General features: G+C 63.7%; 22 protein-coding genes and 1 tRNA gene. 13 read left to right on the top strand and 10 right to left on the bottom strand.

What is annotated here, in order from left to right; all coding sequences use genetic code 11:
* Positions 1-185 precede the first annotated feature (185 nt).
* From WD430_RS14860 to WD430_RS14850, 3 genes are all read left to right on the top strand, one after another.
* On the top strand, positions 186-2,024 hold the full coding sequence (locus WD430_RS14860; protein WP_339103208.1) for a CARDB domain-containing protein: 1,839 nt from the start codon (positions 186-188) through the stop codon (positions 2,022-2,024).
* Between the two features lie 126 nt (positions 2,025-2,150).
* Positions 2,151-3,488: a hydroxymethylglutaryl-CoA synthase gene (hmgB, locus tag WD430_RS14855; protein ID WP_339103207.1), complete on the top strand. Its 1,338-nt coding sequence runs from the start codon at positions 2,151-2,153 to the stop codon at positions 3,486-3,488.
* A gap of 147 nt (positions 3,489-3,635) precedes the next feature.
* Positions 3,636-4,811 (top strand): AI-2E family transporter, encoded by a 1,176-nt coding sequence (locus tag WD430_RS14850; RefSeq protein ID WP_339103206.1) that lies wholly within the window; start codon positions 3,636-3,638, stop codon positions 4,809-4,811.
* Positions 4,812-4,822: 11 nt separating this feature from the next.
* On the opposite strand, the gene WD430_RS14845 is transcribed toward WD430_RS14850, so the two are convergent.
* Positions 4,823-5,536 carry a DUF2270 domain-containing protein gene (locus WD430_RS14845; protein WP_339103205.1) on the bottom strand — a complete coding sequence of 238 codons (714 nt, stop codon included), beginning with the start codon at positions 5,534-5,536 and terminating at the stop codon, positions 4,823-4,825.
* A gap of 231 nt (positions 5,537-5,767) precedes the next feature.
* Between WD430_RS14845 and gcvPA the strand changes: the two genes are divergently transcribed.
* On the top strand, positions 5,768-7,105 hold the full coding sequence (gene gcvPA / locus WD430_RS14840; RefSeq protein ID WP_339103204.1) for an aminomethyl-transferring glycine dehydrogenase subunit GcvPA: 1,338 nt from the start codon (positions 5,768-5,770) through the stop codon (positions 7,103-7,105).
* Positions 7,102-8,637, top strand: a complete 1,536-nt coding sequence (gene gcvPB / locus WD430_RS14835) for an aminomethyl-transferring glycine dehydrogenase subunit GcvPB (protein WP_339103203.1) — start codon at positions 7,102-7,104, stop codon at positions 8,635-8,637. The genes gcvPA and gcvPB overlap by 4 nt, the downstream gene beginning before the upstream one ends.
* A 143-nt stretch (positions 8,638-8,780) precedes the next feature.
* On the opposite strand, the gene WD430_RS14830 is transcribed toward gcvPB, so the two are convergent.
* Positions 8,781-8,954, bottom strand: coding sequence for a hypothetical protein (locus WD430_RS14830; protein ID WP_339103202.1), 174 nt, complete (start codon positions 8,952-8,954; stop codon positions 8,781-8,783).
* A 156-nt stretch (positions 8,955-9,110) separates the two neighbouring features.
* Here WD430_RS14830 and WD430_RS14825 point away from each other — a divergent pair, with 156 nt between their 5' ends.
* Complete coding sequence (locus WD430_RS14825; RefSeq protein WP_339103201.1) at positions 9,111-9,644, top strand: cob(I)yrinic acid a,c-diamide adenosyltransferase; 534 nt, start codon at positions 9,111-9,113, stop codon at positions 9,642-9,644.
* 44 nt (positions 9,645-9,688) lie between these two features.
* Here WD430_RS14825 and WD430_RS14820 read toward each other — a convergent pair whose 3' ends face one another.
* Entirely contained in the window at positions 9,689-11,473 is a 1,785-nt protein-coding gene (locus WD430_RS14820; RefSeq protein WP_339103200.1) for an adenine deaminase C-terminal domain-containing protein, read from the bottom strand.
* A 127-nt stretch (positions 11,474-11,600) separates the two neighbouring features.
* Between WD430_RS14820 and WD430_RS14815 the strand changes: the two genes are divergently transcribed.
* Both WD430_RS14815 and WD430_RS14810 read left to right on the top strand, forming a co-directional pair.
* On the top strand, positions 11,601-11,879 hold the full coding sequence (locus WD430_RS14815) for a hypothetical protein (RefSeq protein WP_339103199.1): 279 nt from the start codon (positions 11,601-11,603) through the stop codon (positions 11,877-11,879).
* A gap of 40 nt (positions 11,880-11,919) precedes the next feature.
* Positions 11,920-11,994, top strand: a tRNA-Val gene (locus WD430_RS14810).
* Between the two features lie 687 nt (positions 11,995-12,681).
* Here the strand turns inward: WD430_RS14810 and WD430_RS14805 are convergent.
* Entirely contained in the window at positions 12,682-13,509 is an 828-nt protein-coding gene (locus tag WD430_RS14805) for a DUF2971 domain-containing protein (RefSeq protein WP_339103198.1), read from the bottom strand.
* 470 nt (positions 13,510-13,979) lie between these two features.
* Entirely contained in the window at positions 13,980-14,558 is a 579-nt protein-coding gene (locus WD430_RS14800) for a hypothetical protein (protein WP_339103197.1), read from the bottom strand.
* Positions 14,559-14,654: 96 nt separating this feature from the next.
* Between WD430_RS14800 and WD430_RS14795 the strand changes: the two genes are divergently transcribed.
* From WD430_RS14795 to WD430_RS14785, 3 genes are all read left to right on the top strand, one after another.
* Positions 14,655-15,374, top strand: a complete 720-nt coding sequence (locus WD430_RS14795) for a hypothetical protein (RefSeq protein ID WP_339103196.1) — start codon at positions 14,655-14,657, stop codon at positions 15,372-15,374.
* 515 nt (positions 15,375-15,889) lie between these two features.
* On the top strand, positions 15,890-16,030 hold the full coding sequence (locus tag WD430_RS14790; RefSeq protein ID WP_339103195.1) for a hypothetical protein: 141 nt from the start codon (positions 15,890-15,892) through the stop codon (positions 16,028-16,030).
* A 72-nt stretch (positions 16,031-16,102) separates the two neighbouring features.
* The gene (locus WD430_RS14785) at positions 16,103-16,552 is read left to right on the top strand and encodes a MaoC family dehydratase (protein ID WP_339103194.1); all 450 of its coding nucleotides are present in this window, start codon (positions 16,103-16,105) and stop codon (positions 16,550-16,552) included.
* A 128-nt stretch (positions 16,553-16,680) separates the two neighbouring features.
* Here the strand turns inward: WD430_RS14785 and WD430_RS14780 are convergent, their stop codons facing one another.
* From WD430_RS14780 to WD430_RS14765, 4 genes are all read right to left on the bottom strand, one after another.
* Positions 16,681-17,112 (bottom strand): hypothetical protein, encoded by a 432-nt coding sequence (locus WD430_RS14780; RefSeq protein WP_339103193.1) that lies wholly within the window; start codon positions 17,110-17,112, stop codon positions 16,681-16,683.
* Positions 17,113-17,203: 91 nt separating this feature from the next.
* Complete coding sequence (locus tag WD430_RS14775) at positions 17,204-17,878, bottom strand: peptide-methionine (S)-S-oxide reductase (protein WP_339103192.1); 675 nt, start codon at positions 17,876-17,878, stop codon at positions 17,204-17,206.
* Positions 17,879-17,972: 94 nt separating this feature from the next.
* Positions 17,973-18,116, bottom strand: coding sequence for a hypothetical protein (locus WD430_RS14770; RefSeq protein ID WP_339103191.1), 144 nt, complete (start codon positions 18,114-18,116; stop codon positions 17,973-17,975).
* Positions 18,117-18,918: 802 nt separating this feature from the next.
* Positions 18,919-19,695: an IclR family transcriptional regulator gene (locus WD430_RS14765; protein WP_339103190.1), complete on the bottom strand. Its 777-nt coding sequence runs from the start codon at positions 19,693-19,695 to the stop codon at positions 18,919-18,921.
* Positions 19,696-19,840: 145 nt separating this feature from the next.
* Here WD430_RS14765 and WD430_RS14760 point away from each other — a divergent pair, with 145 nt between their 5' ends.
* Together WD430_RS14760 and WD430_RS14755 are read left to right on the top strand one after the other, a co-directional pair.
* Complete coding sequence (locus tag WD430_RS14760) at positions 19,841-21,037, top strand: acyl-CoA dehydrogenase family protein (protein WP_339103189.1); 1,197 nt, start codon at positions 19,841-19,843, stop codon at positions 21,035-21,037.
* Between the two features lie 3 nt (positions 21,038-21,040).
* On the top strand, positions 21,041-22,039 hold the full coding sequence (locus WD430_RS14755) for an MBL fold metallo-hydrolase (protein ID WP_339103188.1): 999 nt from the start codon (positions 21,041-21,043) through the stop codon (positions 22,037-22,039).
* 37 nt (positions 22,040-22,076) lie between these two features.
* Here WD430_RS14755 and WD430_RS14750 read toward each other — a convergent pair whose 3' ends face one another.
* Entirely contained in the window at positions 22,077-23,015 is a 939-nt protein-coding gene (locus tag WD430_RS14750) for a D-2-hydroxyacid dehydrogenase (RefSeq protein ID WP_339103187.1), read from the bottom strand.
* Positions 23,016-23,103 lie beyond the last annotated feature (88 nt).

The raw sequence follows: 23,103 nt of genomic DNA, 5'->3' as shown, positions 1-23,103 counted from the left end.
ACGCGCCACATAGTAAGCCACAGCTTTCAGTCGTCCCGCTGCAGCGAACCGGCGCCGCGGGAAGCCGTTGTCGCCCCGAAACCGACGGCGGGCTTCGGCCTCGAGACCGCGCCGGACAGTTCTCGAGACTACCCCTGCAGCCCGACGGCCAGTACACGTTTACGCTACTGGGCGCATTCACGGCTATGGAATTTCGGGGAGACGAGCGCGCGGTCACCGTCCAGATCGGGGCCGTGTTGCTACTCGCGATCGTCTTCGCCGCGCTGGCGCTCTACCAGCTCAACGCGGTCCCCGCGGAGAACGAACGAGTGGAGTTCGCCCACAACCAGGCGGTCCACGACGAGCTTCAGGAACTCCGGAACGCGATCCGGAACGTCGGAACCGACGGCGGGACGGAGTCGACGGCCGTCACGCTCGGCACTCAGTACCCGTCCCGCGCGGTCGCGGCGAACCCGCCGGCGCCACCGGGGCGCCTCGAGACGACGGGGACGGCGACTATCAGTATCGACGCCCGGTTCTCCGGGGACGCATCGGAATACGACGGTGATCCCGCGAACCTGACCGGCGATCACGAGACGACGACCCTCGCCTACACGCCCGACTACGGGGAGTACGGGTCGGCGCCGACGACGCGGATCGAACACGGCTTCGCGTTCAACGATTTCGGCGACGCGCAGGTCTCGCTGACCGCCCAGCCGCTGCTCTCCGACGGGACGATCAGGCTCGTCGCGCTCGAGGGCGAGCTCTCGCGGTCGGGCAGCGGCGCGGTGACGATCGATCCGACCGCGCTCAGCGGTCCCTCGGACGCGGTGCCGATCGAACCCGAGAACGGGAGTGACAGTGTCACCGTCACGATCCCGACCGCGGCACCGACGGCGTGGAACGACACGATCGGAGCGACGTTCGACGACGGCGAGTCTGGCGCGCGGGTGACCGGATACAACGCGACCGACGCGGCGCGCGGCTCGCTCACGATCGAACTGGCCGAAGCGGAGTACGACCTGCAGGTCGCTCGCGTCGGGATCGGTGACGGCGGCGCGCGTACCGCGGCGTACGACGTCGAGAAGACCCGGACCGAGAGCGAGACGACGGGCGGCGGAAGCGGCGCGTACGACGTCGAGTGGGACCTGAATCGAATCGACGCCGAAAACGACCGCGTGTCGTGTACGGCGGACCGCTGTACGTTCGACGCGGCGGGGGCGGGTGACACGGCCACGATGGTCGTCGAGACCGACCCGTCGATCGACGACGCGACCGTCGAGTACGCGGTCAGCGACCGCGACACCGGCCGGGTCGATCCCGGCAGCGGTTCGACCCGGGACGGCGTCCACCGAACGAACCTCGAGGCGCGGTCCGAAGGGGAGGTGACCGCGTTCGCCTCGAGCGGCGGCAACGGTGACCGCGTCCCGATCGATATCACGTTCGCGGGAGCCTCGGGGCCGTTCTTTGCCGTCGCGACCGAGTGGACGAACTCGCCGGTATCCGAAGGCGAGACGCTCTCGGTGACGGCCACGGTCGAGAACACCGGCAGCGACGCGGGAACGCGGGATATCGCGCTCGATATCGGCGGCCAGCGGCGGGACGCGACCGCCGTCTCGCTCGGGGCGGGCGAGTCCACGCGGGTGACCCTCGAGTGGGCGACGACCGACGGCGACGCCGGGGAGTACGCAGCGGTCGTCGCGAGCGCCGATAGCGACGCCACCGTGGGGGTGACGGTCGAGAGCGTCGCCGGACCGACCGTCGACTCGTTCACGTCCGAGCAGCGGCCCGGCAACAACGTCGGTATCAGATACGGGTGGAGCGTCTCTTCGGGCGCTGCGGAACTGGACGCGGTCACCGTGGCACTCTCCCGAGACGGGACGACCGTCGACGAGCGCACGACCGCCGTCGGCGGCGGGACCGCGAGTGCCAAAAACGAGGAGTTCTCCGACCTCGGAAACGGCCGGGAATACACGCTCGAACTGACCGTCTCCGACGTCGAGGGGAACAGCCAAATCGCGACACGGAGACAGGTCGCCGGCTGATCGAATCGCGTCCGGCCGTCCCACGAATCGGTTTCAGCCGTCCGTTCCCGCGCCGATTACTGGTGTTCGTCGGACGTCGAAACGTCGAACGACAATATCATGTATCGTCATCCCCATTGACGAGACATGACTGCAGTCGGTATCGACGCCATCGAAATCTGGACCGGGAATCTCAAACTCGACCTCCCCGGCACGTTCGCCCCCGAGAAGGGCGAAGACCCCGAGAAGTACACGAAAGGGCTCGGGCTGAACGCCAGTTCCTTCCCCGACAGCTACGAGGACATCGTCACGATGGGCGCCAACGCCGCCCACCGGCTGATGGAGCGCAAGGGCTTAGAGCCCGACGACATCGGTCGAATCGACGTCGCCACCGAGAGCGCCTTCGACAACTCGAAGCCGGTTTCGACGTACGTCGCCGGCTGTCTCGAGCAGGTCTTCGAGGGCGACTTCCACCACGCCAACAAGGGCGAGCGGAAGTTCGCCTGTATCGCGGGCACCCAGAGTCTGGACGACGCCTACAACTGGATCCGCGCGGGCCGCAACCGCGGCCGATCGGCGCTGGTCATCGCGACCGACACGGCGCTGTACGCCCGCGGCGACGCCGGCGAGGCGACGCAGGGCGCCGGCGCCGTCGCGATGCTCATCAGCGAGGACCCGAGCCTCGTCGAGCTCTCGGCGGAGCAGGGCTACGGCTCGGCCGACGAGACCGACTTCCTCAAGCCGAACCAGCAGTTCCCCTCCGTCGACGGCAAACGCTCCGTGCAGGTGTATCTCGCTCGCATGCGCGAGGCCCTCGAGGACTACGAGAGCGTCGCGGGCGACGTCCACTCCGAGGACTTCGCCTACGCGCCGTTCCACACGCCGTTCCCGGGCATGGTCCGGAAGGCCGCGCTGCTGGCCTACCGCCACGTCATCCGCGATACGAGCCTCGAGGAGGATCTGGCCGACGAGATCGGTCGCCAGCCCCGCCCCGAAGCGTTCGATACCGATGACGACTACCGCGACGCGCTGCGGGAGTACATGGACCTGCTCAAGGAGACCGAGGCCTACCAGGAGTGGTACGCGGAGACGATCGATCCGACGCTGTCGATCTCCCGCGAGGTCGGCAACTGGTACACCGGCTCCGTCCACGTCGCCCGCGTCAGCGCCCTCAAACACGCGCTCGAGAACGGTCGCGACATGACCGACGAGGCGCTGCTCGTCGGCTCGTACGGCAGCGGCGCGCAGGCCGAAATCCACTCCGAAGTCGTTCAGGACGGCTGGGAGGCGGAGATCGAGGCGCTGAACGTCGACGACCAACTCGAGGATCGGTACGACATGAGTTGGGACGACTACGAGGAGGTGCACGACGTCCACAACCACGACATGGACGTCGACGTCGAGGAGTTCACGACCCCCGAGTCGGAGTTCGTCTTCGACGGCTGGGGTCGTATGGGCGAGCGGAAGTACCGGTACGTCGAGTAGCGATCTTTGTAGCGTAGATTTCTGCGAGCGAGCAGTTGTGCGAGCGAGCGCTCGCCTCGAGTCCGAACCCGAGCGCTCGAGCGACCCGTTTTGTCCACCGGGACACGGTTCAGTGGACTAATCTGTCGGGACGTTGCAATCGGAAATATGCCAGAGCGCCCAGAGCCGCCGGCGTGGGTCGTCGAGCAACCCGTGCTCGCCCTGCTCGCGCTGATCGCCGTCGTTCTCGGACTCGTCATCGTCCTGCCGTACGTGCAGTACGTCCTCTTCGGGGTCGTTCTCGCGTACATCCTGCTTCCGCTCCAGAAACGCCTCGAGGAGCGCGTCCGGCCGATGATCGCCGCGTTCGTCAGCGTCATCGTCGCGCTGCTAGTCATCGTCATCCCGCTCCTCTACATCATCAGCGTCGCGCTCCGGCAGTCGACGCTGCTGGTAGAGGCCATTCGCGAGGGAGATATCGACCTCGCGATGATCGAAGGAGCGCTGGCCGACCGGGGATATCCGGTTGATCTGACCAGCCTGTACGAATCCTATCAGGACGCGATTTCGACCGGTCTCCGCGGCCTCGCGAACAGTGCGCTCGATATCGTCGGCGGGCTGCCGGGGATCCTGATCGGGTTGACGATTACGCTGTTCGTCTGCTTCGCGCTGTTGCGGGACGGGGATCGCCTGATCGACTGGCTCTATCGCGTCGTCCCGATCGACGACGAGATCCAGCGGGAGCTATTCACCGAACTCGATCAACTCATGCAGGCGTCGGTCATCAGCAACGTCCTCGTCGCGGCCATTCAGGCGGTGATGCTCGGGGTCGGACTCGCAGTGCTGGGTATCCCCGCCGTCGTGTTGCTCACCGTCCTCACGTTCGTGCTGACGCTCCTCCCGCTGGTCGGGGCGTTCGGCGTCTGGCTTCCGGTCTCGATCTACCTGGTCGCCGTCGGTCGTCCCGTCGCCGCCGCAGCGCTCGCGGTCTACGGCTTCTTCGTCACCGTCTCGGACACCTATCTCCGACCCGCCCTCATCGGCCGAACCGGCGCGATCAACTCCGCGATCATCGTCGTCGGTATCTTCGGCGGCCTCATCACCTTCGGCGCCGTGGGGCTGTTCATCGGCCCCGTCGTCCTCGGCGGTGCGAAGGTCGTGCTCGATATCTTCGCTCGAGAGCGCGCCGACGGGACGGGGACCGGAGCCGAGACCGCGACCGACGCGTCGCTCGAGCAGTCCGGCGCTACCGACACGGAGGCAGCCGACCGAACGGCGTCGAACGCCGACGCGGAGCGCGACGATGGCGTCGATTCCGATGCCGGTGACGATTCGGACGCCTGATCGGCGGCCCCTCAGTCGTTCTTCCAGTCGCCCGGCTCGACGCCGTGGATCTCGCCTTTCGCCTGCCGTCCTCCCGGCCACAGGGCGACCGCGATTACGCACGCGAAGAAGACGGCGAGCAGTACCGCCACGGCCGTACCGGGGATCCCCGGCAGTTCGGCGGCCTCGGTCCACTGCTGTTCCGGTGTGAACAGCGTGACCTTGAACGCCCAGCCGACGCCGGCCACTGCGAAGAGCAACCCGTAAACGCGTCGTATCCGCCGGGAAAGCGCCTCTCGAGTCGAGACCTTGAAAGTCGGATTCCGGAGGTCGTCGCTCAACTCCTCGCGCCAGGCCGGGTGTTCGACCCCGGTCGGCTCTAAGGCGTTCGCGAACACGTTCTCCTGGACGAAGCGGACGCGAGCGCGCCAGTGGTCGTAGAACCGGTACCGACGCACCTCGAAGAACAGGAAGATCGACAGGACGAAGATCCCGACCAGGAGCAGGAACGCCGGCATGTTCCGACTCGAGAAGACGAGCGAGAGCACGGCGGCGAGCAGCGTGATCGCCCAGTCGGTCGTCCGGTCGATCCGGTCCTGTGCGCTGTTTGCCTGGCTCACCTCGCCCCGATAGAAGTGCGGGAGGACGCCGAGCAGGGAGTCGGAATCGGTGGCGGCCGTCGCGCCGATCTCCTGATCCTCCCGGTTGAGCGGGCCGTCCTCGTCGATATCGTCGCTGTCGGCCATGCCACCCTCCGACACTTCGTACCCGTATAGTGGTCCGTGTGGCGACTGCAGGGTATGTCAACTGTGTGACTGTCGCGATCGAACGGCCGCGATTCGATGGCCAGTCGCTCCGAAACGAGTGCGTTCATTACCCCCGTACCCGTTAGAGGCCAGTATCGTGCCTCGTATCGAACGCCGCTGTCGACGCGGGGGGAGACGGATCGACTCGATCGATCGAGATCACGCTTAGCCATGCACGGATCACACGCCACGGGGAGCCCGTACGCTCCCCACACGGAGGAGGACCGCTCGGCGATGCTCGAGGCGGTCGGCGCGGAGACGGTCGAGGATCTCTTCGACATCCCGTCGGACGTCCAGTTCGAGGGGCGTTTCGACATCGACGCGCGAACGGAACGGGAAACCCGACGACTGGTGCGCTCGATATTGGGTCGCAACGACGACCTGACCGAGCTGCTCGGGCGGGGCCACTACGGCTACTACGTGCCGTCGCTGGTCGACCACCTCGCGGACCGCTCGGAGTTTCTCACCTCCTACACGCAGTACCAGCCCGAGGTGTCCCAGGGGTTCCTGCAGGCGCTGTTCGAGTACCAGTCGCTGCTGGTCGAACTGACGGGCCTGGAGATCGCCAACTGCTCGATGTACGACGCCGCGACGGCGCTGGGCGAGGCCGCCACGCTGGCAGAACGCGTCCGCGATACCAGCGGGCACCGCGTGCTCGTCCCCGACCTCCTGCTCGAGGGACGGCGCTCGACGCTCGAGAACTACGTCGCCGGCACCGACCTCGCGGTCGAGGCGTACCCGACCGACGACGCCAACGCCGACGTCGGGGCGCTCGAGGGGCTGGTCGACGAGGAGACCGTCATGGTCTACGCCGAGAACCCGACCGTTCGCGGGACGATCGAGGAGGGTCTCGAGTCGATCGGCGCGCTCGCGGCAGAGAACGACGCCCTGTTCGTCCTCGGCTCGGACCCGATCGCGCTCTCCGTGCTCCAGCGGCCGGCGGACGTCGGCGCCGACGTCGTCGTCGGTGACGCGAGCGTGCTGGGGCTGCCGACGAGCTACGGGATGGGCCTCGGGCTGTTCGCCACGACGGAAGACTATCTCCGACAGGTTCCGGGTCGACTGGTCGGCGCCAGCGAGGACGCGACCGACCGACGAGCCTACACGCTCACGCTGCAGACCCGCGAACAGCACATCCGCCGAGAACGGGCCACGAGCAACATCTGTACCAATCAGGCCTGGGTCGCGCTGCGAACCGCGATGCACGCCGCGTATCTGGGCCCGAACGGGATGGTCGACCTCGCGGAGCGGGGCGTCACCCGCGCCGACGACCTCGCGGAGCGCCTCGACGACATCGTCAGCGTCAAGGCGCCGGTCCACGACCGACACCACCTCCGCGAGTTCGTCGTCCGCGTCGACCAGCCCGCGCCGGCGATCGCGGGCGACCTCGAGAAGCGCGGCTTCGCGGTCCACGTCGTCGGCGACCACGAACTGCAGGTCTGCGTCGCCGGCGTCCCCGACGAGCGGATCGATCCGTTCGTCGCGGCCTTCGAGGAGGTGGTTCGATGAGCGATCGAGACGAAAGCGACATCGATCCGCGAGCCGAACAGGTCCGCTACGATCAGGCCCGCTACGTCGAGAACGGGCAGTACGAGCCCCTGCTCTCGGAGAAGGACCTGACGCGCGTCGAGATCGGCGGGAGCGACGGGGACGGCGGCGATGACGGAGATGACGGGTCCGCGGACGGCGGCTCGCCCCTGCCCGACGACCTGACCCGGGACTCGCTCGAACTCCCGGAGCTCTCCGAACCCGAACTGGCGCGCCACTACACGCGCCTCTCCCAGATGATCTACGGGATCGACAGCGGCCCCTACCCGCTGGGCTCGTGTACGATGAAGTACAACCCGAAGTTCACCGAGGACGTGGCCGCGCTCCCGGCGGCGGCCGTCCATCCCGACCGGTCGGAACGATCGACCCAGGGGACCCTCGAGCTCATGTATCGCCTCCAGGACTATCTGGGCCGGATCGGGGGCATGGACGCGGTGACGCTGCAGCCCCCCGCCGGCGCGGCCGGCGAGTTCGTCGGCATCCGCGTCGCCGCGGCCTACCACGAGCACAACGGCGAGGGGGACCGCGACGAGGTCATCGTCCCCGAGAGCGCCCACGGGACCAACTTCGCCAGCGCGGCGCTGGGCGGCTACGACGTCGTCTCCTTGCCCAGCGACGACGGCGGTCGGGTCGACCTCGAGGCGCTCGAGGCGGCCCTCTCCGAGAACACCGCGGCCCTGATGCTGACCAACCCGAACACGCTCGGCCTCTTCGAGCGCGACATCGAGGAGATCGCCGAGATGGTCCACGACGTGGGCGGCCTGCTCTACTACGACGGGGCGAACCTGAACGCCCTACTCGGTCGGGCCCGACCGGGCGACATGGGCTTCGACGTGATGCACTACAACGTCCACAAGACGTTCGCGACGCCCCACGGCGGCGGCGGTCCGGGCGCGGGCCCGGTCGGCGTCGTCGACGAGTTAGCGCCGTTCCTGCCGGCGCCTCGAGTGCGAGAGAACGGGGAGAGTGAGAGCGAACTGGGTTACGAGCTGTTCGACCCCGAACACACCATCGGCAAGGTCCACGGCTACCAGGGCAACTGGCTCGTTCTCGTCAAGGCCTTCGCCTACATCGCGCGGCTCGGCGACGAGGGGCTCGCCGACGCCAGCGCGACGGCGGTGTTGAACGCGAACTACCTCGCGAGTCAGATCGAGTACGACGTGCCCTACGAGCCGTTCCACCACGAGTTCGTCGCCAGCGCGGGCGACCAGGACGCCGCCGACGTCGCCAAGCGGATGCTCGACTACGGCGTCCACCCGCCGACGACCAAGTGGCCCGAGATCGTCCCCGAGGCGCTGATGACCGAACCCACCGAGGTCGAGGGCATGGAGACGCTGGATCGACTCGCGGCCGCCTTCAACGCCGTCGCCGGAGAGGACGACGAGACGCTCGCGGACGCGCCGGAACGGACCACCGCGCGCCGGATCGACCAGACCAGCGCGGCGCGGTCCCCGCGGCTCTCGTGGCAGGCCCTCGAGTCCGACGACGAGTGATCGCCGCGGTGCGTTCGGTCGCTGTTGAGCTCGCGGGTCGTTGAGTCGAGATGATCGAGTTCCGAGGGCGGTCGCTGCTCGCTCGAGTCGACGACGGGCGAAAAACGAAACGTAGCGATCGAAATGTCGCGTCGAACCGTTAGTTACGCGCTCGAGTCGACGGCGGTGCCGTCGTCGCCGATCTGCACGAAGCCGTAGTCACAGTCCGGACAGTGCCACTTGACCTTTTCGCCGAGGTGCAGCGTCGTGCTCGCCGCGCGGTAGAAGGTCCGTTCGGTGCCGCAGTTCGGGCACTCGTGATCGAGTTCCATGGCCATGCGCGGCGATTGGGCGTCGCGGGTGTAAAACGTACTGGTTACGGAACGCGACGCGCGGCGTCCGAACGCGTTCGGCGCGTCGGCACCGGAGCGTCCGCTCGAGGGCTCGAACGACGGCCGGCAGGGATTAAGTGCGTCTCGTCCGTTCACTCGGACATGTCGATCTACACAGGTCGCGGCGACGACGGGCAGACGGACCTCCGGGACATGAGCCGCGTCTCGAAGGCCAGTCCGCGCATCGAAGCCTACGGTACCGTCGACGAGCTCAACGCCCTCGTCGGGACGATCCGCCCGACGGGCCACGACGACGTCGACGACCGGCTCCGGGAGATCCAGAACCACCTCCACGTCGTCCAGGCCGACTTCGCGAACCCGGATCCCGACGAAGACGACCCCGCGATCCGCGCCGACCACATCGAGACCGTCGAGGACTGGATCGACGAGTACGACGAGGAGCTCGAGCCCCTGCGGTCGTTCATCCTCCCGACCGGCAGCGAACGCGGGGCGCAACTCCACCACGCCCGGACCGTCTGTCGTCGCGCCGAGCGCCGAGCTGTCGCGCTGGCCAACGAGGAGGAGATCAACGAACAGGCCGTTCAGTACCTCAATCGGCTCTCGGACGGCCTGTTCACCTTCGGTCGCGTCGTCAACGCCCGCGACGGCGAACCGGAGGAGGAGCCGCAGTACTGATTCTCGGCGTTCGGTTCCGCCGGCTACGGCTTCGATTCCGGCGTCTACGCGTTCGAGTCCGCCGTCGGCTCGAGGCCGATCAGCGACCGCCCGAGGACGTCGGCGTAGCCCGACGCGGTGAGTTTCAGCGTCGGCACGCCGACGAAGGTCAGCGTCTGGACGGTGAGCAGCGGGTCCTCGATATCGACGCCGCACGCCGAGAGTGCGGTTTCGAGCGCCTCGAGGTCGGCGACGACGTCCTCGACCGGCGCGTCGGCCGCCGTCGCCCCGACCGGCGCCGGGAGGTCGGCGACGACCTCACCGCCTCGAGCGACGGCGAACCCGCCGCCCAGTTCCGCGACGCGTTCGGCGGCGACGACGGCGTCGGCGGTGTCCGCGGCGACGGTCGCCAGCCCGGGCGTCTCCCAGACCGCGCTCGTCGCGACGGCGCCCGTCTCGAGGCCGTACCCGGTGAGAAACCCGGTGAAGGCGCGGTCGTCGGTCGCCGGATCGCGGTCGATCAGCGTCGCCGTGAGGACGTCGGCGTCCGGATCGGGACCGAATCGGGCGTCGGTCGCCGCGGTTCCGTCGCGCTCGTCGGACTCGAGAACCGCGGGTTCGGCGGTCGTCTCGGTCGTAACGAGCCCCTGGCCGACTTCCATCGCGCGGACGACGCCGTCCGGTGCGGCCTCGAGCGGCGCGGTGAAGCGGTCCGCGTCGCAGTCGATCGAAATCGTGTCGGTGACGGAGTCGGGGTAGGGGTCGGTCCGCGGCTCGACGTCGGGCGAGCCGTCGGTGACGACGACCTCGCCGTCGGCGACCACGGTCTCGATGGCCATCGACTCGAGGTCGTCGACGACGAGCAGGTCCGCGAACGCGCCGGGCGCGACGACGCCCCGCCCCTCGAGGCCGAAGTGTTCGGCGGGGTTGCGCGTCGCGGCGTCGATCGCGTCCCGTTCGGGGACGCCGGCCTCGATCGCGCGGCGGACCACGTCGGCCATCCCGACCCCGTCGACGAGGTCGGCGGGCCAGACGCCGTCGGTCGACAGCGAGACGCTTCCGCGATCGACGTCGGGGACGGCCTCGGCGAGCGCGTCGATATCGTCGCGGTTCGACCCGCAGCGCCCGACGACGTGGATTCCGTGTTCGGCCCGCTCGCGGATCCCGTCGGCGTCGATCGCCTCGTGGTCGTTGTCTACGACGGTCGCGAACGCCCGGAGCGACTCGCCCCGACAGCCCGCCCCGTGGCCGACGATCGTCGCGCCGGTCTCGCGAGCGCGCTCGTAGAGCCGTTCGACCGGCGACTCGCGGTCGACGACGTGGATCCAGTCGATCTCGCCGACGCCGACCACGCGCTCGCGCGCGAGCAGGTCGACGAACGCCTCGAGGTCCGCGTCGTCGCCCCGCGCGGGTTCGAAGGTGTCGACGAACCACTGGGGCGGCAGGGTGAGGTAGGTCGTCACGGGCAACTCGGCGGTTCGCTCGAGGGTGGTCTCGACGCCTCGGGCGCCGAACAGCAGCCCGAGCCCGGAGGTCTCGGTGACGATCGACGTGGTGCCGCCGGCGAGCATCGACGGCGCGGCGCGCTCGGGCGTCACCTGGATGTCCGCGTGGGTGTGGGCGTCGACCAGCCCCGGGAGGACGACGCGGTCGGACGCGTCGACGACCGTCGTGTCGGGACCGATGACGGACGCGGCGTCCGCCGGGAGCGCGGCGATTCGGTCGCCGACGACGGCGACGTCCCGCTCGAGGAACGCTCGCCGGTTCGAGGCGTACACCCGTCCGTTCGCGACGACCAGATCGGCGGTCGCCCCCTCGCGCTCGAGTGCGACCGGCTGTAACTCGTTCATGCAGTGCTACTGGGCGTCTGGGGCCGTATGCTAACCGATCGCGGACGGACTCGTGCGGGACCGTTCGAATTCTGTCCCCTGCGAAAGGGCTATATCGACTGCCGGCATCTCTATGGGAGTGAATCACATGAACAAGCACTTCCACGACAGCCGGTACTACCTCTCCCGCGCGGCCGAACACGCGAAACTCGGACTCGGCGAGACGCTCGAGCCCTCCGCGACGCGGCTCCGCGCGGCCGTCGGCCGAGATCCCGAGCCGGAGCCGGAACCGACGCCCCTCGAGGCGGTCCGCGAGGAGTTACTGGACCTCGAGCGGAAAGCCGAAGCACAGGCCCGTGAGGCGGCCGGGAGCGCTCGAGCGACGCTCTCGAGTCCCGCAGCGGACGAGTCCGACGGCGGCCAGTGAAAGGAAGTCTTAAGTTGGACCCACTGATACAACCCTCTGCGGGTTGGTGATCTAGTCCGGTTATGATACCTCCTTCACACGGAGGAAGTCGGCAGTTCAAATCTGCCCCAACCCATCACACTCCTTCCGTCGCATGAAGTAGTAAACCACCAGAGAGCGGCGTATTCGTCTTGCATCCCACCAGCAATTCACTGAGTCGCTTCCCAATTCTGTGTGGAATCGCAGTACGGCGTTCCCTTACTTAACAAGTAGTTGCGGGAATGCTATAATGCGGTGAATAAGCAAAATTTCCCTCCTTTCCGAATTAGCTACGTATCTATGACTAATGCTGGATTCCCAGAGGCATTGTTTCAAACTCAACACGGAACTTCGAGTAATCTACAGCATTGAGGCAGGTGGTAGAACAACCGACTCAATGCTGTGAAACGCCCGGATAGAACATTTACCGCGCATACTTGAGCGTTTATTGGTAACTTGGCACAGCGAGATTTCTGACTGAGACCCAGGTTTTCACCACACCCGTTTGGCACGAATCTACCGGTAGGTGGATGCACAAATTGTCCAATGGATCGAAGCATCGGGGGTGTGAAGCGACCCCTTCCAACACAGCAAGCAAATGCCCGGGTTCAGTCGGTCCACATGCACTCCGTCGTGGGTACGTGACGGAAGCACTCAATGCTGGTCAACCTCGAGACGTGACGGCGGATCGTGTAGACATGACTATGGATGTGCTGGATAAGCACTATGACCATGCGACTAAAGAGGAATAGATGGAACAGCGGGAGGACCACCTTATAAATATCTAAAATACAGGGTCTTCAACCAACGATGATCGTGTCACACATTCTGTATCGATACTATATTTAGATAAAACATCCTCTATTAATTCAAGGAACCAATCAGGTGCTGTAGGTGAAACGTGAATATTCTCAATTAGCTCCTCAACATCAACCTCCATATACATTCCTACAGGAAGATTAACCTCATCTATAGTATTGACACCACCTTCTGCCTGTTCCAGTAGTTCGAAAAACCGTGATGTAGCAATTCTAAATTCCTTTTCATGTTGGTAGCTCAGGCGCTTATGAAAAAGTGGAGAATACATGTTACCTTCTGGAATCCAATGTTCATCGTAATCGATGTATCGAACTGCTCCAATAGTGAATATTTTCTCTCGTGGAAGATCTTCTTCGACAGGAGTATCTTCGCGGTTGATTTTTCCACCCTCAGATCTGAGTGCCTTCTTCATACGGTCAATTCGCGATTGTATTGCGATACCTTGTCCTTCCAAAGAGTACAATTCCCACATTGCCATCGATTCTCTATCATTGATGTGCCAACAATTTATGTATGACGAGTTTCTGTGGAGCTTAGCTGATACCGATTGGTCTTCAACCAACTCATCGATGCGTTCTTCAGGAATTTCAGTGTTTTCGTAAACATTCCTTCGATTATCGACATTGACACGAGAATATGAACCCTCCAGTGGATCATTAAAAGTATCTGCTCTGCTAAACCATAATGAACTGCGTTCAACTATAGATAACAACTGTGTGAAGTCAAGATAGCGCCAGATCTTGGTGTCCTCGTGTGGTACTGGCGGTAGGGAAGACGCCCCATTTTCACTCATAGATACATTATAGGGCGTTTTGAATACATATATTTCGATTAGATATCACAGATAGATCTCACTAATTCACAATGAATCCATGAGATCTGTCCGAAGATTTTGCGGCATTGAGGGCGGGGATAACGTCAATGGGAGCCACCACTACCACAAACTATCTCACCAGTCTATCAAAGAACCGAGGGGAACTCACAATCGGCAGCGTGAGCCTATGCAAGCTCCAACTCGATCTCTATGAGGAACTACCAGAGTGATCTACTGCATTGAGGGTCGGAAAGAACAACCGACTCAATGCAGTAATCCGGTCGGGTTAGAACATTGATCGGTACGTGAGTATGCGTATTTGGTAACTTGCTCTACGAAATTTTCGGTTGAGGGTCAGGATTCTCGCCATGAAGGTAGATAGTCTGTTTAAGCGGAACGGGTTTAGATGCTCGCAGACCTGTCGGTTACTCTCGTCTACGAAGACGTGATCAAGTGTCTGCGCTGTCGGCGTCCTCTTCGTAGAACTCGGCGGCTTCCTCTGCTGTAGAGGTTGAGGTCTCGAATGGTTCGTCAGCGCCATCCTCCATGTAGAGGACCTCGAATGTCTCGGGACGGGAGTCCGCGTTGTACGCGTATCTGCCGAGAAGTACGCTAATTACGATTCGTTCACCCATGAACTCACCAGCAGCGTACGCTGTCTCGTTGAGATCCTCATCGTCATCCGGGTCAGAGTAGCCATCGGGGTACTCAACCACCATTTCGGCTGCATTCCCATCGTCAGTATAGCTGATGATCTCACCATCAATGTATAGTTCGTCACCCTCCTCAGAATCGTTTAGCATCTCGATACCTTCGAGAAGGTTCTCAAGTGCCTCTTCATGCCGTTCCTCAGGAACATCGACCTCGAAATCGTACTCGTTAAAACCGGCACTGTCGTTGGCCCCATCATCTTGTGTATCCGATCCGTCCTCGGGCTCTACGGACTCACCTGCATCCGGATCGGTCCCCTCCCCATTATCGTCGTTCCCAGTTAGACAACCCGCGAGACTGATCCCACCAGCGAGCATTAAGAGTGATCGTCGAGATAGTCGGTTCAGCATAACTCCAAGTTTCTCGAATATGGCTGATAAGTATTGCCAATATAGGATCACTGGAGTCACAACGTGGATGACAGAGTTGGATTTATCTATCAGGAATTAGACGTTCAGATGATGTACAAAATCAGCCCGGTTCAATGGGCTAAGAGTCTCCGTTACCGTTCAGAGTTTCTCGGATGGTTTATCGCAGCGATGCTATTCGCTCTACTGGCTCATCTATTGGTAGTTGCTGGAGTAGTAGGAGTGAGTTTAGGGATGGTTCCTCTCTATGCGATGCTTTTCCTTGGAGCCCTCAATTTTGCTTCAGTAACAGCAATAGCGTACTCTGCCACCCGAATGTTAGCTCCAGTAGAGAGTATACGAGAGTTTTGGAGAACTAATCGCCGTATTGTAATCGGCACTCTCGCTAGTTGCCTACTATTGATCCAAATTGCCGGGGTTATAGCTGTTTGGATCCTCAATTTTTCTCAAACAAAGCTAGGGCCGCTGGCTTGGCTAATGTTGCTTTTCTATTATACTCTCGCTTTTGCTGCAGGCTATGATAGCGCAAGAACACGGAATATAAGAGACCGACAAAAAGCAGAAAATAGATCCGAAGTAGAATATTCGTCTTTCTTTAAGTCTCTCCAAGGAAAATCAAAGAAAAAAGCGTTGGCTGCCGGAATTGGACTTCTTCTTATCACTACGATAGTTGCGCTGTTCACTTCTGTAATAACGGGTCTAACTACTGCGGCATCTATAGTAGCAATCCTTGATTTTCTCATCTGGCTTTATCCAGAGGAATAACTGAATCCCGTGAGTGCGATTAGATTGCAATATGAGCACTGTCAATGACCGACTGACTTCTTCCGCCAACCTCGATGAAGAACTAGATGAGAGCAACCAATAGTGCCGTGAGAGTAATTTCAGAGATATTCGTCGGCTTCAGTTCGTCTTCGCTTATTTTGTATTCAAAATAGTTGGTGAGGTACCCGTAGGATTGGAAATCGTTTTGACGTTCCGACTGTCGAGCGAGTTCCGCTCCATATCCCAAATGTATCGCTTTGTCATCCTCGCGGTACTCGTCACCTCTCTCTTTAAACAATTTCTTGGCACGGGTCATTGAATAGAAGAGAAGTTGAATCGGGATCTTGCCAGAGCGAGGAGACTGCAATATGACCGCAGTGAATATTCGGCTGATGCTTCCTGCTACTCTTTGGAGAGAAATCGATCTATGAGAATTCTTAGCGGTAGAGAGCCAATCAATCCGGGATGCGAAATCGTGACGAACGCTTAAGACGATTCTCGTGGGATGTAACCGTATGGCATACCGGCTCCAGTGTGACAGCTGCGATCTCGAGCGCGAGTGCACCGACTGGCCCGACGCCAACCGTCACGCCAGCGACCACGAGGCCGAGTATTCCGACCACTGGGTGACCATTCACGAGCTACAACGGGCCTGACGGCATCACCCGGCGTCCGGGAGCGGTTCCCCTTCCCATAGGCTCTTGTTCGCACACCGCACTGACAGCAATATGCAGTACTACGAGGACATCGAGATCGGTGACACTCGAGAGTGCGGCGAGTATACCGTCACGAAGGAGGAGATCCTCGAGTTCGCCGAGCAGTACGACCCGCAACCGTTTCACACGGACGAGGAGGCGGCCGCGGAGTCCGCGTTCGGCGAACTCGTCGCCTCGGGGTGGCACACCGCGTCGATCTGCATGCGACTGCTCGTTGAGGGCTCGCTCCAGGACCAGGCCAGCATGGGCGCTCGCGGCGTGGACGAGCTCCGCTGGTACCGACCCGTCAGGCCCGGCGATACGCTGTCGGTCCGGACGGAGATTGTCGACAAACGCGTCTCCGAGAGCGATCCGAAACGCGGCTACGTCGACAGCCGCCTCGAGGGGATTAACCAGAACGACGAGGTCGTCATCTCCTGGATCGGACTGGGAATGGTCGAGCGCCGGAACCCGGACGCGTAGCCGACGCCGCGGAGGATCTCCAACGGAGCGCGCCGCCGCTGCGACCGTCCGACGCAGCGCGCTCGAGACGGACTATCGTCGTCGGCCGTCGTCAGCGGACACGGTCACCGCCAGTGCGCTCAGCGCCATCAACGGACTCGGTCGCCGTCAGCGTGCTCGGTCGGATTCGACTCGAGATAGACGGCGAGCGTCGCCGTCTGGACCGTCCGCAGGTCGGCGTCCTGGATGGTGGCGGCGGCCCGGAACCGTTCGCGAACGTCGGTGACTCGAGCCGGCTCGGCGGCGAGGTGGACGAGTCTGAACTCGTCGGGATCGATCCGTTCCGCGGCCGCGAAGTCCGCTCGGTCGTAGAGCGCGGGGAAGGAGTCAACCACGTCCGCGACGAGTTCGTCGGTCGCGTCGGCGCCCGGGTCGCCGACGGGAACCGAATCCGCGGTGTCGTCGAAGTACCCCTCGACGTCGAGGACGCCCGCTTCGTCGTACAGATACTCCTCGAGCGCGTCGGTCACTGGCGCCGACAGGTAGACCCCGAACACCTTGTATCGGTCGTCGCCGGTCATACCCGGACGTTCGTCCCCGAGCTACAAATAAGGACGATTGACCGTCGGCTCGAGAACCCCGTCCGCGGTCCCGAAGCCGACTCCCGCCCGATCAGAACCGGCGTCTGAGCTCCGTCCGCACCGTCGGCGGGAGCTCCAGCGCCGCCAGCAGTTCGTCCCGCTGGGCCGGGTCGCCGTGCCCGGCGGCGAACCCGTTCAGTCGGGCGACGACCGTCGAGTCGACGAACGCGTCGCCGTACAGCGCCTCGAGTTCGTCGCCGACGACCGGCGTCGAGCGGAGTTCGTACTTCTGGTGGGACGCCTCGGCTCGAGTGAACTCGTCGAGCCGTTCGACCTCGGTCGCGGCCGACCGTCCGGCTCGGTCCTCGAGCGCGGTCCGTTGGCGGACGGCGGCCTCGTACTGCTCCTCGTCGTGCGCGAGGACGACGCTCCGATACTGCCGCTTCGGCGCCGTCGACGCCCAGTCGTGGTTCGACCAGGAGGTCTCGAGCAGGTCGTCGTACGACAGTTCGTTCGGATCGTACTCGAGCTGGACGACCTCGGTGTGGTCGCCGAGCGCGTAGTAGCTGGGCTCCGGCATCGTTCCGCCGGCGTAGCCGACGCGCGTTCGGACGACGCCGTCCAGCGCGCCGAACCGCGCGTCGGGACCCCAGAAACAACCCATGCCGAACGTCGCCGTCTCCGTCTCGCTCGGTGGCACCGTTCCGACGTCGCGCTCGAGGGACTCGATCGTCGACGCCGTCCGGGTCGCGTTCGAATCGGTCATACCGGACCGAGGGGCTCGAGACGGATGCGTTCGTCGCCGGACACGCGACGACGCGATCCGGCCGGACGGTTCGACGATCCGCGGTACGCCGCGTTCAGAACTCGTAGTGAGCGATCTCCGTCGAGCCACAGGTCGAGCACGTCTCGAGCTCGCGATCGAACTTCTCGCCGCAGTTCCGGCACTCGTATAGCTCTCCCTCGTCGCCCACGAGTCGCCGGAGCGTCGTTACAACCCCCATCCTGTCCCATTCGTTGGGGAGAGACCGACATTAATCGACGTGCCGGCATTGTTCGCGGGCTATCACGTCCGATGACCGTCACAGTGGTACGACTCATCGGGAAGCGACTCTCAGTGCCGAAACCGGTTCGTCCACCCGGATAACTCACTGATCGATTACTAATATAGAAATGAGATAGGTTATCGCAACGTCTCGACAGTCACATTGAGGATTAAATTGGATTTCCCGAGCTTAGCCATCTGATATCGCACTAAATCAAATATATATGTATCTATATTCGATATCTTCTCGAAAAGCTAACCGATTGTTGATGAATATACTTCGGGAGGGGGCGAAATGATTGATGAGTGAGGTAGAAATCGATATTCTGCAGTATCAGGACATATGTGGTCCGAATAGACGACCAACCAGCGCTATTCGATTACGACCAAAATGCCACATGGATACAAACTGAATGATCTGTTTACGTATGTATATCTACTCTACCCAATTATCCGATAGTTATACGCCCGTCCGTAGCGATCGCTGATCGAAAGGTCTCGCTCGAGGAACTGTCGTCGCATCGAAGACGACAGTGTCGCCGCGACCGACACACGTGTTCCGATAGATTCTACGACCGTCCGGCGAACCGATCCGCTCGCCATTACAGACATATGGTTGTAATCACGGGTCGCGTTCCGTTCGACTGAACGGCGGAATTCGTCGCTATCCTCGTTCGTCCCCTCATTCGTCGGGGAGGACGCGATCTCCCGGATGATGCGCTCGTTCAGGACTGGTGAACGTCCCGTGCGATCGACCCCGGTCAGTCCGAGAAGAGAAGGTTGACCTCGATCGTGTTCGCCGCGGAGAGCAGTTGATCGCGTAGCTCCTCGTGGTCCCACTCGCTCTCGAGTCGGTGTTGTGGCCCGACGACACAGATAGCGCCGTAGACGGTGTCGTCGTCGCCGAGAATCGGCGCGCCGATGGCGCTGATCCCGGACAGGTACTCGCCTCGGTTGTAGGCGACTCCCTCCTCGCGGATCTCCTCGAGTTCCGCCACCAGAGTCTCGTATTCCGTGATGGTCTCGTCGGAGAACGCGGGCAGCCCCCAGTCGTCGACGATCCGCTCGACCTTCTCGTCGTCGAAGTGGGCGAGCATCGCCTTGCCGATCGCCGAGCAGTGGAGGAACGTGGGGGTTCCGACGTCGATGTTCGAGGAGACGGAGCGCTCGCCGTCGTGGGCACCGATGATGATTCCGAGCCCGTTCTGCTCGGTCGAACAGAGCACCCGCTCGCCGGTCCGATCCGCCAGGTCCGCCATGGGCGTTTCCGCGGCGTGGTACAGCGGCTCGGCGTGTTTGACGTGCTCGCCGAAGGAGAGAAACCGGAGGCTCAGCCGGTATTCGTCCCCGTCCTGGACGACGTACCCCTTCGAGCGCAGCGTCGTCAGGTGCGCGTGAACCGTACTCTTGGCCAACCCCGTCCGCTCGGTCAGTTCGGTCACTCCGGCCCCCTCGGCCTGCCACAGCGCCTCGAGGATGTCGAGAGTCTTGACGACTGCCTGCACCCTGTTCCCACCTTCCGCGTTCGTTGTTGCCATACATCATCTTCATCGGACGGAGTCATATAATTGTTCCACCCTACTGAACAGCGGTTCCGCCGGTTCGGTCGCGGCGACCGGCGAGTCGGCCGGCCGAACTGTGGGTCACGGTAACACTTATGGGGCACGTTCTGTCATATGCCCTATGGACTTCAGCGAACCGTCCGAAGCGGTGCAGATCAAGAAGGCACTCGACGGCTTCATCGAACGGGAGGTCGCCCCGCTCGAGAACGAGTACGATCAGTTCCTCGGCGCCGACTACGAGAAGCACATCGTCGACGAGAACCACCGACAGGTCCCCGAATACCGGAACGTCGTCGAACGGATCCGGAAGAAATCGGCCGAGGCGGGCTTCTACGGGATGACGATGCCCGAGGAGGTCGGCGGCGGCGACGTCGACATCCTCACGCGGGCGATCGTCGGCGAGCACATGTCGAACCGGCCGCCGGGATTCCACAGCGCCGTCTTCGGCGGGGCCGGCGGGCCGACGCCGATCCTGCTCGAGTGCGACGAGGACCAACGCGAGGAGTACCTCGAGCCGCTGATGGACGGTGAGATCACGACCTGCTTCGCGCTGACCGAGCCCGGACACGGCAGCGACGCCCACTACATGGACACTCGAGCCGAGAAGGACGGCGACGAGTGGCTCATCAACGGCCAGAAGGTGTACATCACGAACGGGCCGTACGCGGACTTCGCGATGGTGTTCGCCCGGACGAGCGGCGACGACGGCGACCTCGAGGGGATCACCTGCTTCCTCGTCGACGCCGACAACCCCGGATTCGAGGTCGGCACGATCCACCGCGCGATGGGAATGACCCCCGGCACGCACGCCGAACTCCACTTCGATGACTGCCGAGTCTCGGAGGATCAGGTGCTGGGCGAGGTCGATCAGGGGTTCCAGTCGGCAATGAGCTGGATCGGCGGCGGCCGGATCAACATCGCCGCGGGGTCGGTCGGCACCGCCCAGTTCCTGCTGGACATGTCAGTCGACTACGCCCGGAACCGAGAGACCTTCGACGAGCCGATCGGCCACCGACAGGGCGTCTCCTTCCAGCTGGCCGAACTCGCGACAGACATCGAACAGGTCCGCCAGCTCTACCGCTACGCGGCCTGGAAGATGGACAACGGCGAGCGTGCCCGCAAGGAGGAGTCGATGGCGAAGCTTCGCGGTGCCGAACTCGCCAACGAGGCCGCCGACATCGCGATGCAGGTCCACGGCGGCGCCGGCTTCATGAAGGACCTCCCGATCGAGCGCAACTACCGCTCGGCCCGCGTCTTCCGCATCTTCGAGGGGACCGACGAGATACAGAAACGAACGATCGCCCGCGAACTCATCTGAGCGATGAGTACGCCGACGGATCGCGCATCGGGGCCGGTCTCGATGCCGATCACGCGACTCGATTTCGACATCGAATGGCCGCCGAAACACGCCGCTGCGTATCTCGTCGAGACGCCGGCACCGATACTCGTCGACACCGGCGATCCAGACGACAGGGCCGCGGAGACGATCCGCGAGGCGCTGACCGAGCAGGGCCACGAACTCGCGGACGTCGAAGCGGTCGTCGTCACCCATCCCCACAGCGATCACATCGGTCAGGTGCCGCTGCTCCGCGACGCCGGTGCGACCGTCTACGCGCCCGCGCCGGCGCTCGAGCGACTCGAGCGCGACGCCGACGAACTCGCCGCCGGCGTTCACGAGATCGGCCGGTCAGTGGGCTACAAGGGCGAAGCGATCGAGCGCGAGGCCGAACGCGCCCGGGATTCGCTGCACCGAAACCGGCGCCTGCTCGATCCGGACGAGGCCGTCGGGTTCGCGTTCGACGACCCGATGACGGTCGCGGGACTCGAGTTCGAGCCCATCCACACGCCCGGTCACCAGATCCACCACGCGAGCCTCGCGGCGACGATCGACGGCCGGCGCGTCCTCTTCAGCGGGGACGCGCTCATCGAGCCGTTCCGCCCGGGGGCGATTCACGTGGGGATCGATCACGGGGCCTACGATGCCGTCGACGCGTTCCACGAGGCGATGGACCGGCTCGAGGGCAGATCGTTCGACCGGGTCTTCCCGGGCCACGGCCCCGTCTTTACGGACGCCGAGCGGGTCGTCGAGCGCACGCGCAGCGAGCTCGAGTCGCTGACCGCGGAGACGCTCGAGGCCGTCGTGACGGTCGGCCCGGCGACGCCGATCGAGGTCACGCGAAACCGCACCGGCGAGATTCGATATCCGGCGCAGGTACTCGACACACTCGGCGCGCTCGGTACGCTGGAGCGGCGAGAACGGGTCCAGTACGAGGACCGCGACGGCGTCCGCCACTACTCGGTCAGGAAGGTCGGGCCGTGATCGAGCGGCGGACCGACGGGACGCGGCACGCGAGCGCTCAGACGACCCTGTTCTCGAGGTCCTTCCCGCTTCGGAACCGGTCGTAGTTCCGCAGGAAGACATCGGCACACCGCTCCCAGTAGTGGGGCGTCGATCCCGCCATGTGGGGCGTCACGAGCACGTCGTCGCGGTCCCACAGCTGGGACTCCTCGGGCAGCGGTTCCGCCTCGAAGACGTCGAGGGCGGCGCCGCCGAGTTCGTCGCCCTCGAGCGCGTCCACGAGCGCCGGCTCGTCGACGACCTCGCCGCGGGCGACGTTGACGAGCACCGCGTCGTCGTCAAGCGTCGCCAGCGCCTCGGCGTCGATCAGTCCGCGGGTCTCGTCGGTCAGCGGGCAGGCGAGGACGAGGTAGTCGCTGTCGGCGAGAACGGACTCGAGCTCGTTCGGCCCGTAGACGGCGTCCAGCGCCGCGGGCGCGTCGGTCGGATCGCGTTTCGTGCCGACGACCCGCGCGTCGAAGGCGGTGCAGTAGTCGGCGACCTGCGAGCCGATCGCCCCGACCCCGACGATGCCGATCGTTCGATCGCCGAGTTCGCCACCCGTGTAGCGCTCCCACTCCCGCCGGCGCTGCTGAGCGATCGCGCGATCGAAGCGGCGTTCGAAATGGAGCAGATATCCCATCACCTGCTGGCCGATCGGCCGCGCGTGGATGCCCGAAACCGTCGTCAGCGCGACGTCGCGGGCGGCGAGCGCGTCGTGATCGTACGTGTCCGTGCCCGCGCTAAGCGCCTGAACCCACCGCAGGTCGTCGGCCGCGTTCAACACGTCGTCGGGGAGCCGTCCGGTCACGACGACCTCGGCGTCCACGACCGCCTCGAGCAGCGCGTCCTCGTCGGTGACGTGTTCGAGGTCGATCTCGGGCCGACGGTCGCGGATCTCGTCGACGAGTCGCGGACTGCCGCTCCCGAAGAGATACGGCGTTACGACGACGGTCATCGGCTGCGGTCCTCGCGATCGGGTGTGCGTCGTACGCGCGCGGTGACTCTCGGTGGACGACAGTGTGTGCGAGGCAGCATGCTCGTCC

The organism is Haloterrigena sp. KLK7 (genome assembly GCF_037914945.1).
In the GTDB taxonomy this organism is placed as follows: Archaea; Halobacteriota; Halobacteria; order Halobacteriales; family Natrialbaceae; genus Haloterrigena; species Haloterrigena salinisoli.
Note: the sequence above shows the minus strand (reverse complement) of the source record. Positions and strands in the feature narration are given on the sequence as shown.

Excerpts from the sequence above, each read along its gene's own strand:
- WD430_RS14750 (WP_339103187.1), bottom strand. The coding sequence starts at position 23,015 with ATGACCGTCGTCGTAACGCCGTATCTCTTCGGGAGCGGCAGTCCGCGA.
- WD430_RS14820 (WP_339103200.1), bottom strand. The coding sequence starts at position 11,473 with ATGAACGAGTTACAGCCGGTCGCACTCGAGCGCGAGGGGGCGACCGCC.
- gcvPB (WP_339103203.1), top strand. The coding sequence starts at position 7,102 with ATGAGCGATCGAGACGAAAGCGACATCGATCCGCGAGCCGAACAGGTC.
- WD430_RS14825 (WP_339103201.1), top strand. The coding sequence starts at position 9,111 with ATGTCGATCTACACAGGTCGCGGCGACGACGGGCAGACGGACCTCCGG.
- WD430_RS14765 (WP_339103190.1), bottom strand. The coding sequence starts at position 19,695 with ATGGCAACAACGAACGCGGAAGGTGGGAACAGGGTGCAGGCAGTCGTC.
- WD430_RS14760 (WP_339103189.1), top strand. The coding sequence starts at position 19,841 with ATGGACTTCAGCGAACCGTCCGAAGCGGTGCAGATCAAGAAGGCACTC.
- WD430_RS14785 (WP_339103194.1), top strand. The coding sequence starts at position 16,103 with ATGCAGTACTACGAGGACATCGAGATCGGTGACACTCGAGAGTGCGGC.
- WD430_RS14805 (WP_339103198.1), bottom strand. The coding sequence starts at position 13,509 with ATGAGTGAAAATGGGGCGTCTTCCCTACCGCCAGTACCACACGAGGAC.
- WD430_RS14770 (WP_339103191.1), bottom strand. The coding sequence starts at position 18,116 with ATGGGGGTTGTAACGACGCTCCGGCGACTCGTGGGCGACGAGGGAGAG.
- WD430_RS14775 (WP_339103192.1), bottom strand. The coding sequence starts at position 17,878 with ATGACCGATTCGAACGCGACCCGGACGGCGTCGACGATCGAGTCCCTC.
- WD430_RS14755 (WP_339103188.1), top strand. The coding sequence starts at position 21,041 with ATGAGTACGCCGACGGATCGCGCATCGGGGCCGGTCTCGATGCCGATC.
- WD430_RS14845 (WP_339103205.1), bottom strand. The coding sequence starts at position 5,536 with ATGGCCGACAGCGACGATATCGACGAGGACGGCCCGCTCAACCGGGAG.
- WD430_RS14830 (WP_339103202.1), bottom strand. The coding sequence starts at position 8,954 with ATGGCCATGGAACTCGATCACGAGTGCCCGAACTGCGGCACCGAACGG.
- WD430_RS14800 (WP_339103197.1), bottom strand. The coding sequence starts at position 14,558 with ATGCTCGCTGGTGGGATCAGTCTCGCGGGTTGTCTAACTGGGAACGAC.
- WD430_RS14780 (WP_339103193.1), bottom strand. The coding sequence starts at position 17,112 with ATGACCGGCGACGACCGATACAAGGTGTTCGGGGTCTACCTGTCGGCG.
- hmgB (WP_339103207.1), top strand. The coding sequence starts at position 2,151 with ATGACTGCAGTCGGTATCGACGCCATCGAAATCTGGACCGGGAATCTC.
- WD430_RS14815 (WP_339103199.1), top strand. The coding sequence starts at position 11,601 with ATGAACAAGCACTTCCACGACAGCCGGTACTACCTCTCCCGCGCGGCC.
- gcvPA (WP_339103204.1), top strand. The coding sequence starts at position 5,768 with ATGCACGGATCACACGCCACGGGGAGCCCGTACGCTCCCCACACGGAG.
- WD430_RS14850 (WP_339103206.1), top strand. The coding sequence starts at position 3,636 with ATGCCAGAGCGCCCAGAGCCGCCGGCGTGGGTCGTCGAGCAACCCGTG.
- WD430_RS14790 (WP_339103195.1), top strand. The coding sequence starts at position 15,890 with ATGGCATACCGGCTCCAGTGTGACAGCTGCGATCTCGAGCGCGAGTGC.
- WD430_RS14860 (WP_339103208.1), top strand. The coding sequence starts at position 186 with ATGGAATTTCGGGGAGACGAGCGCGCGGTCACCGTCCAGATCGGGGCC.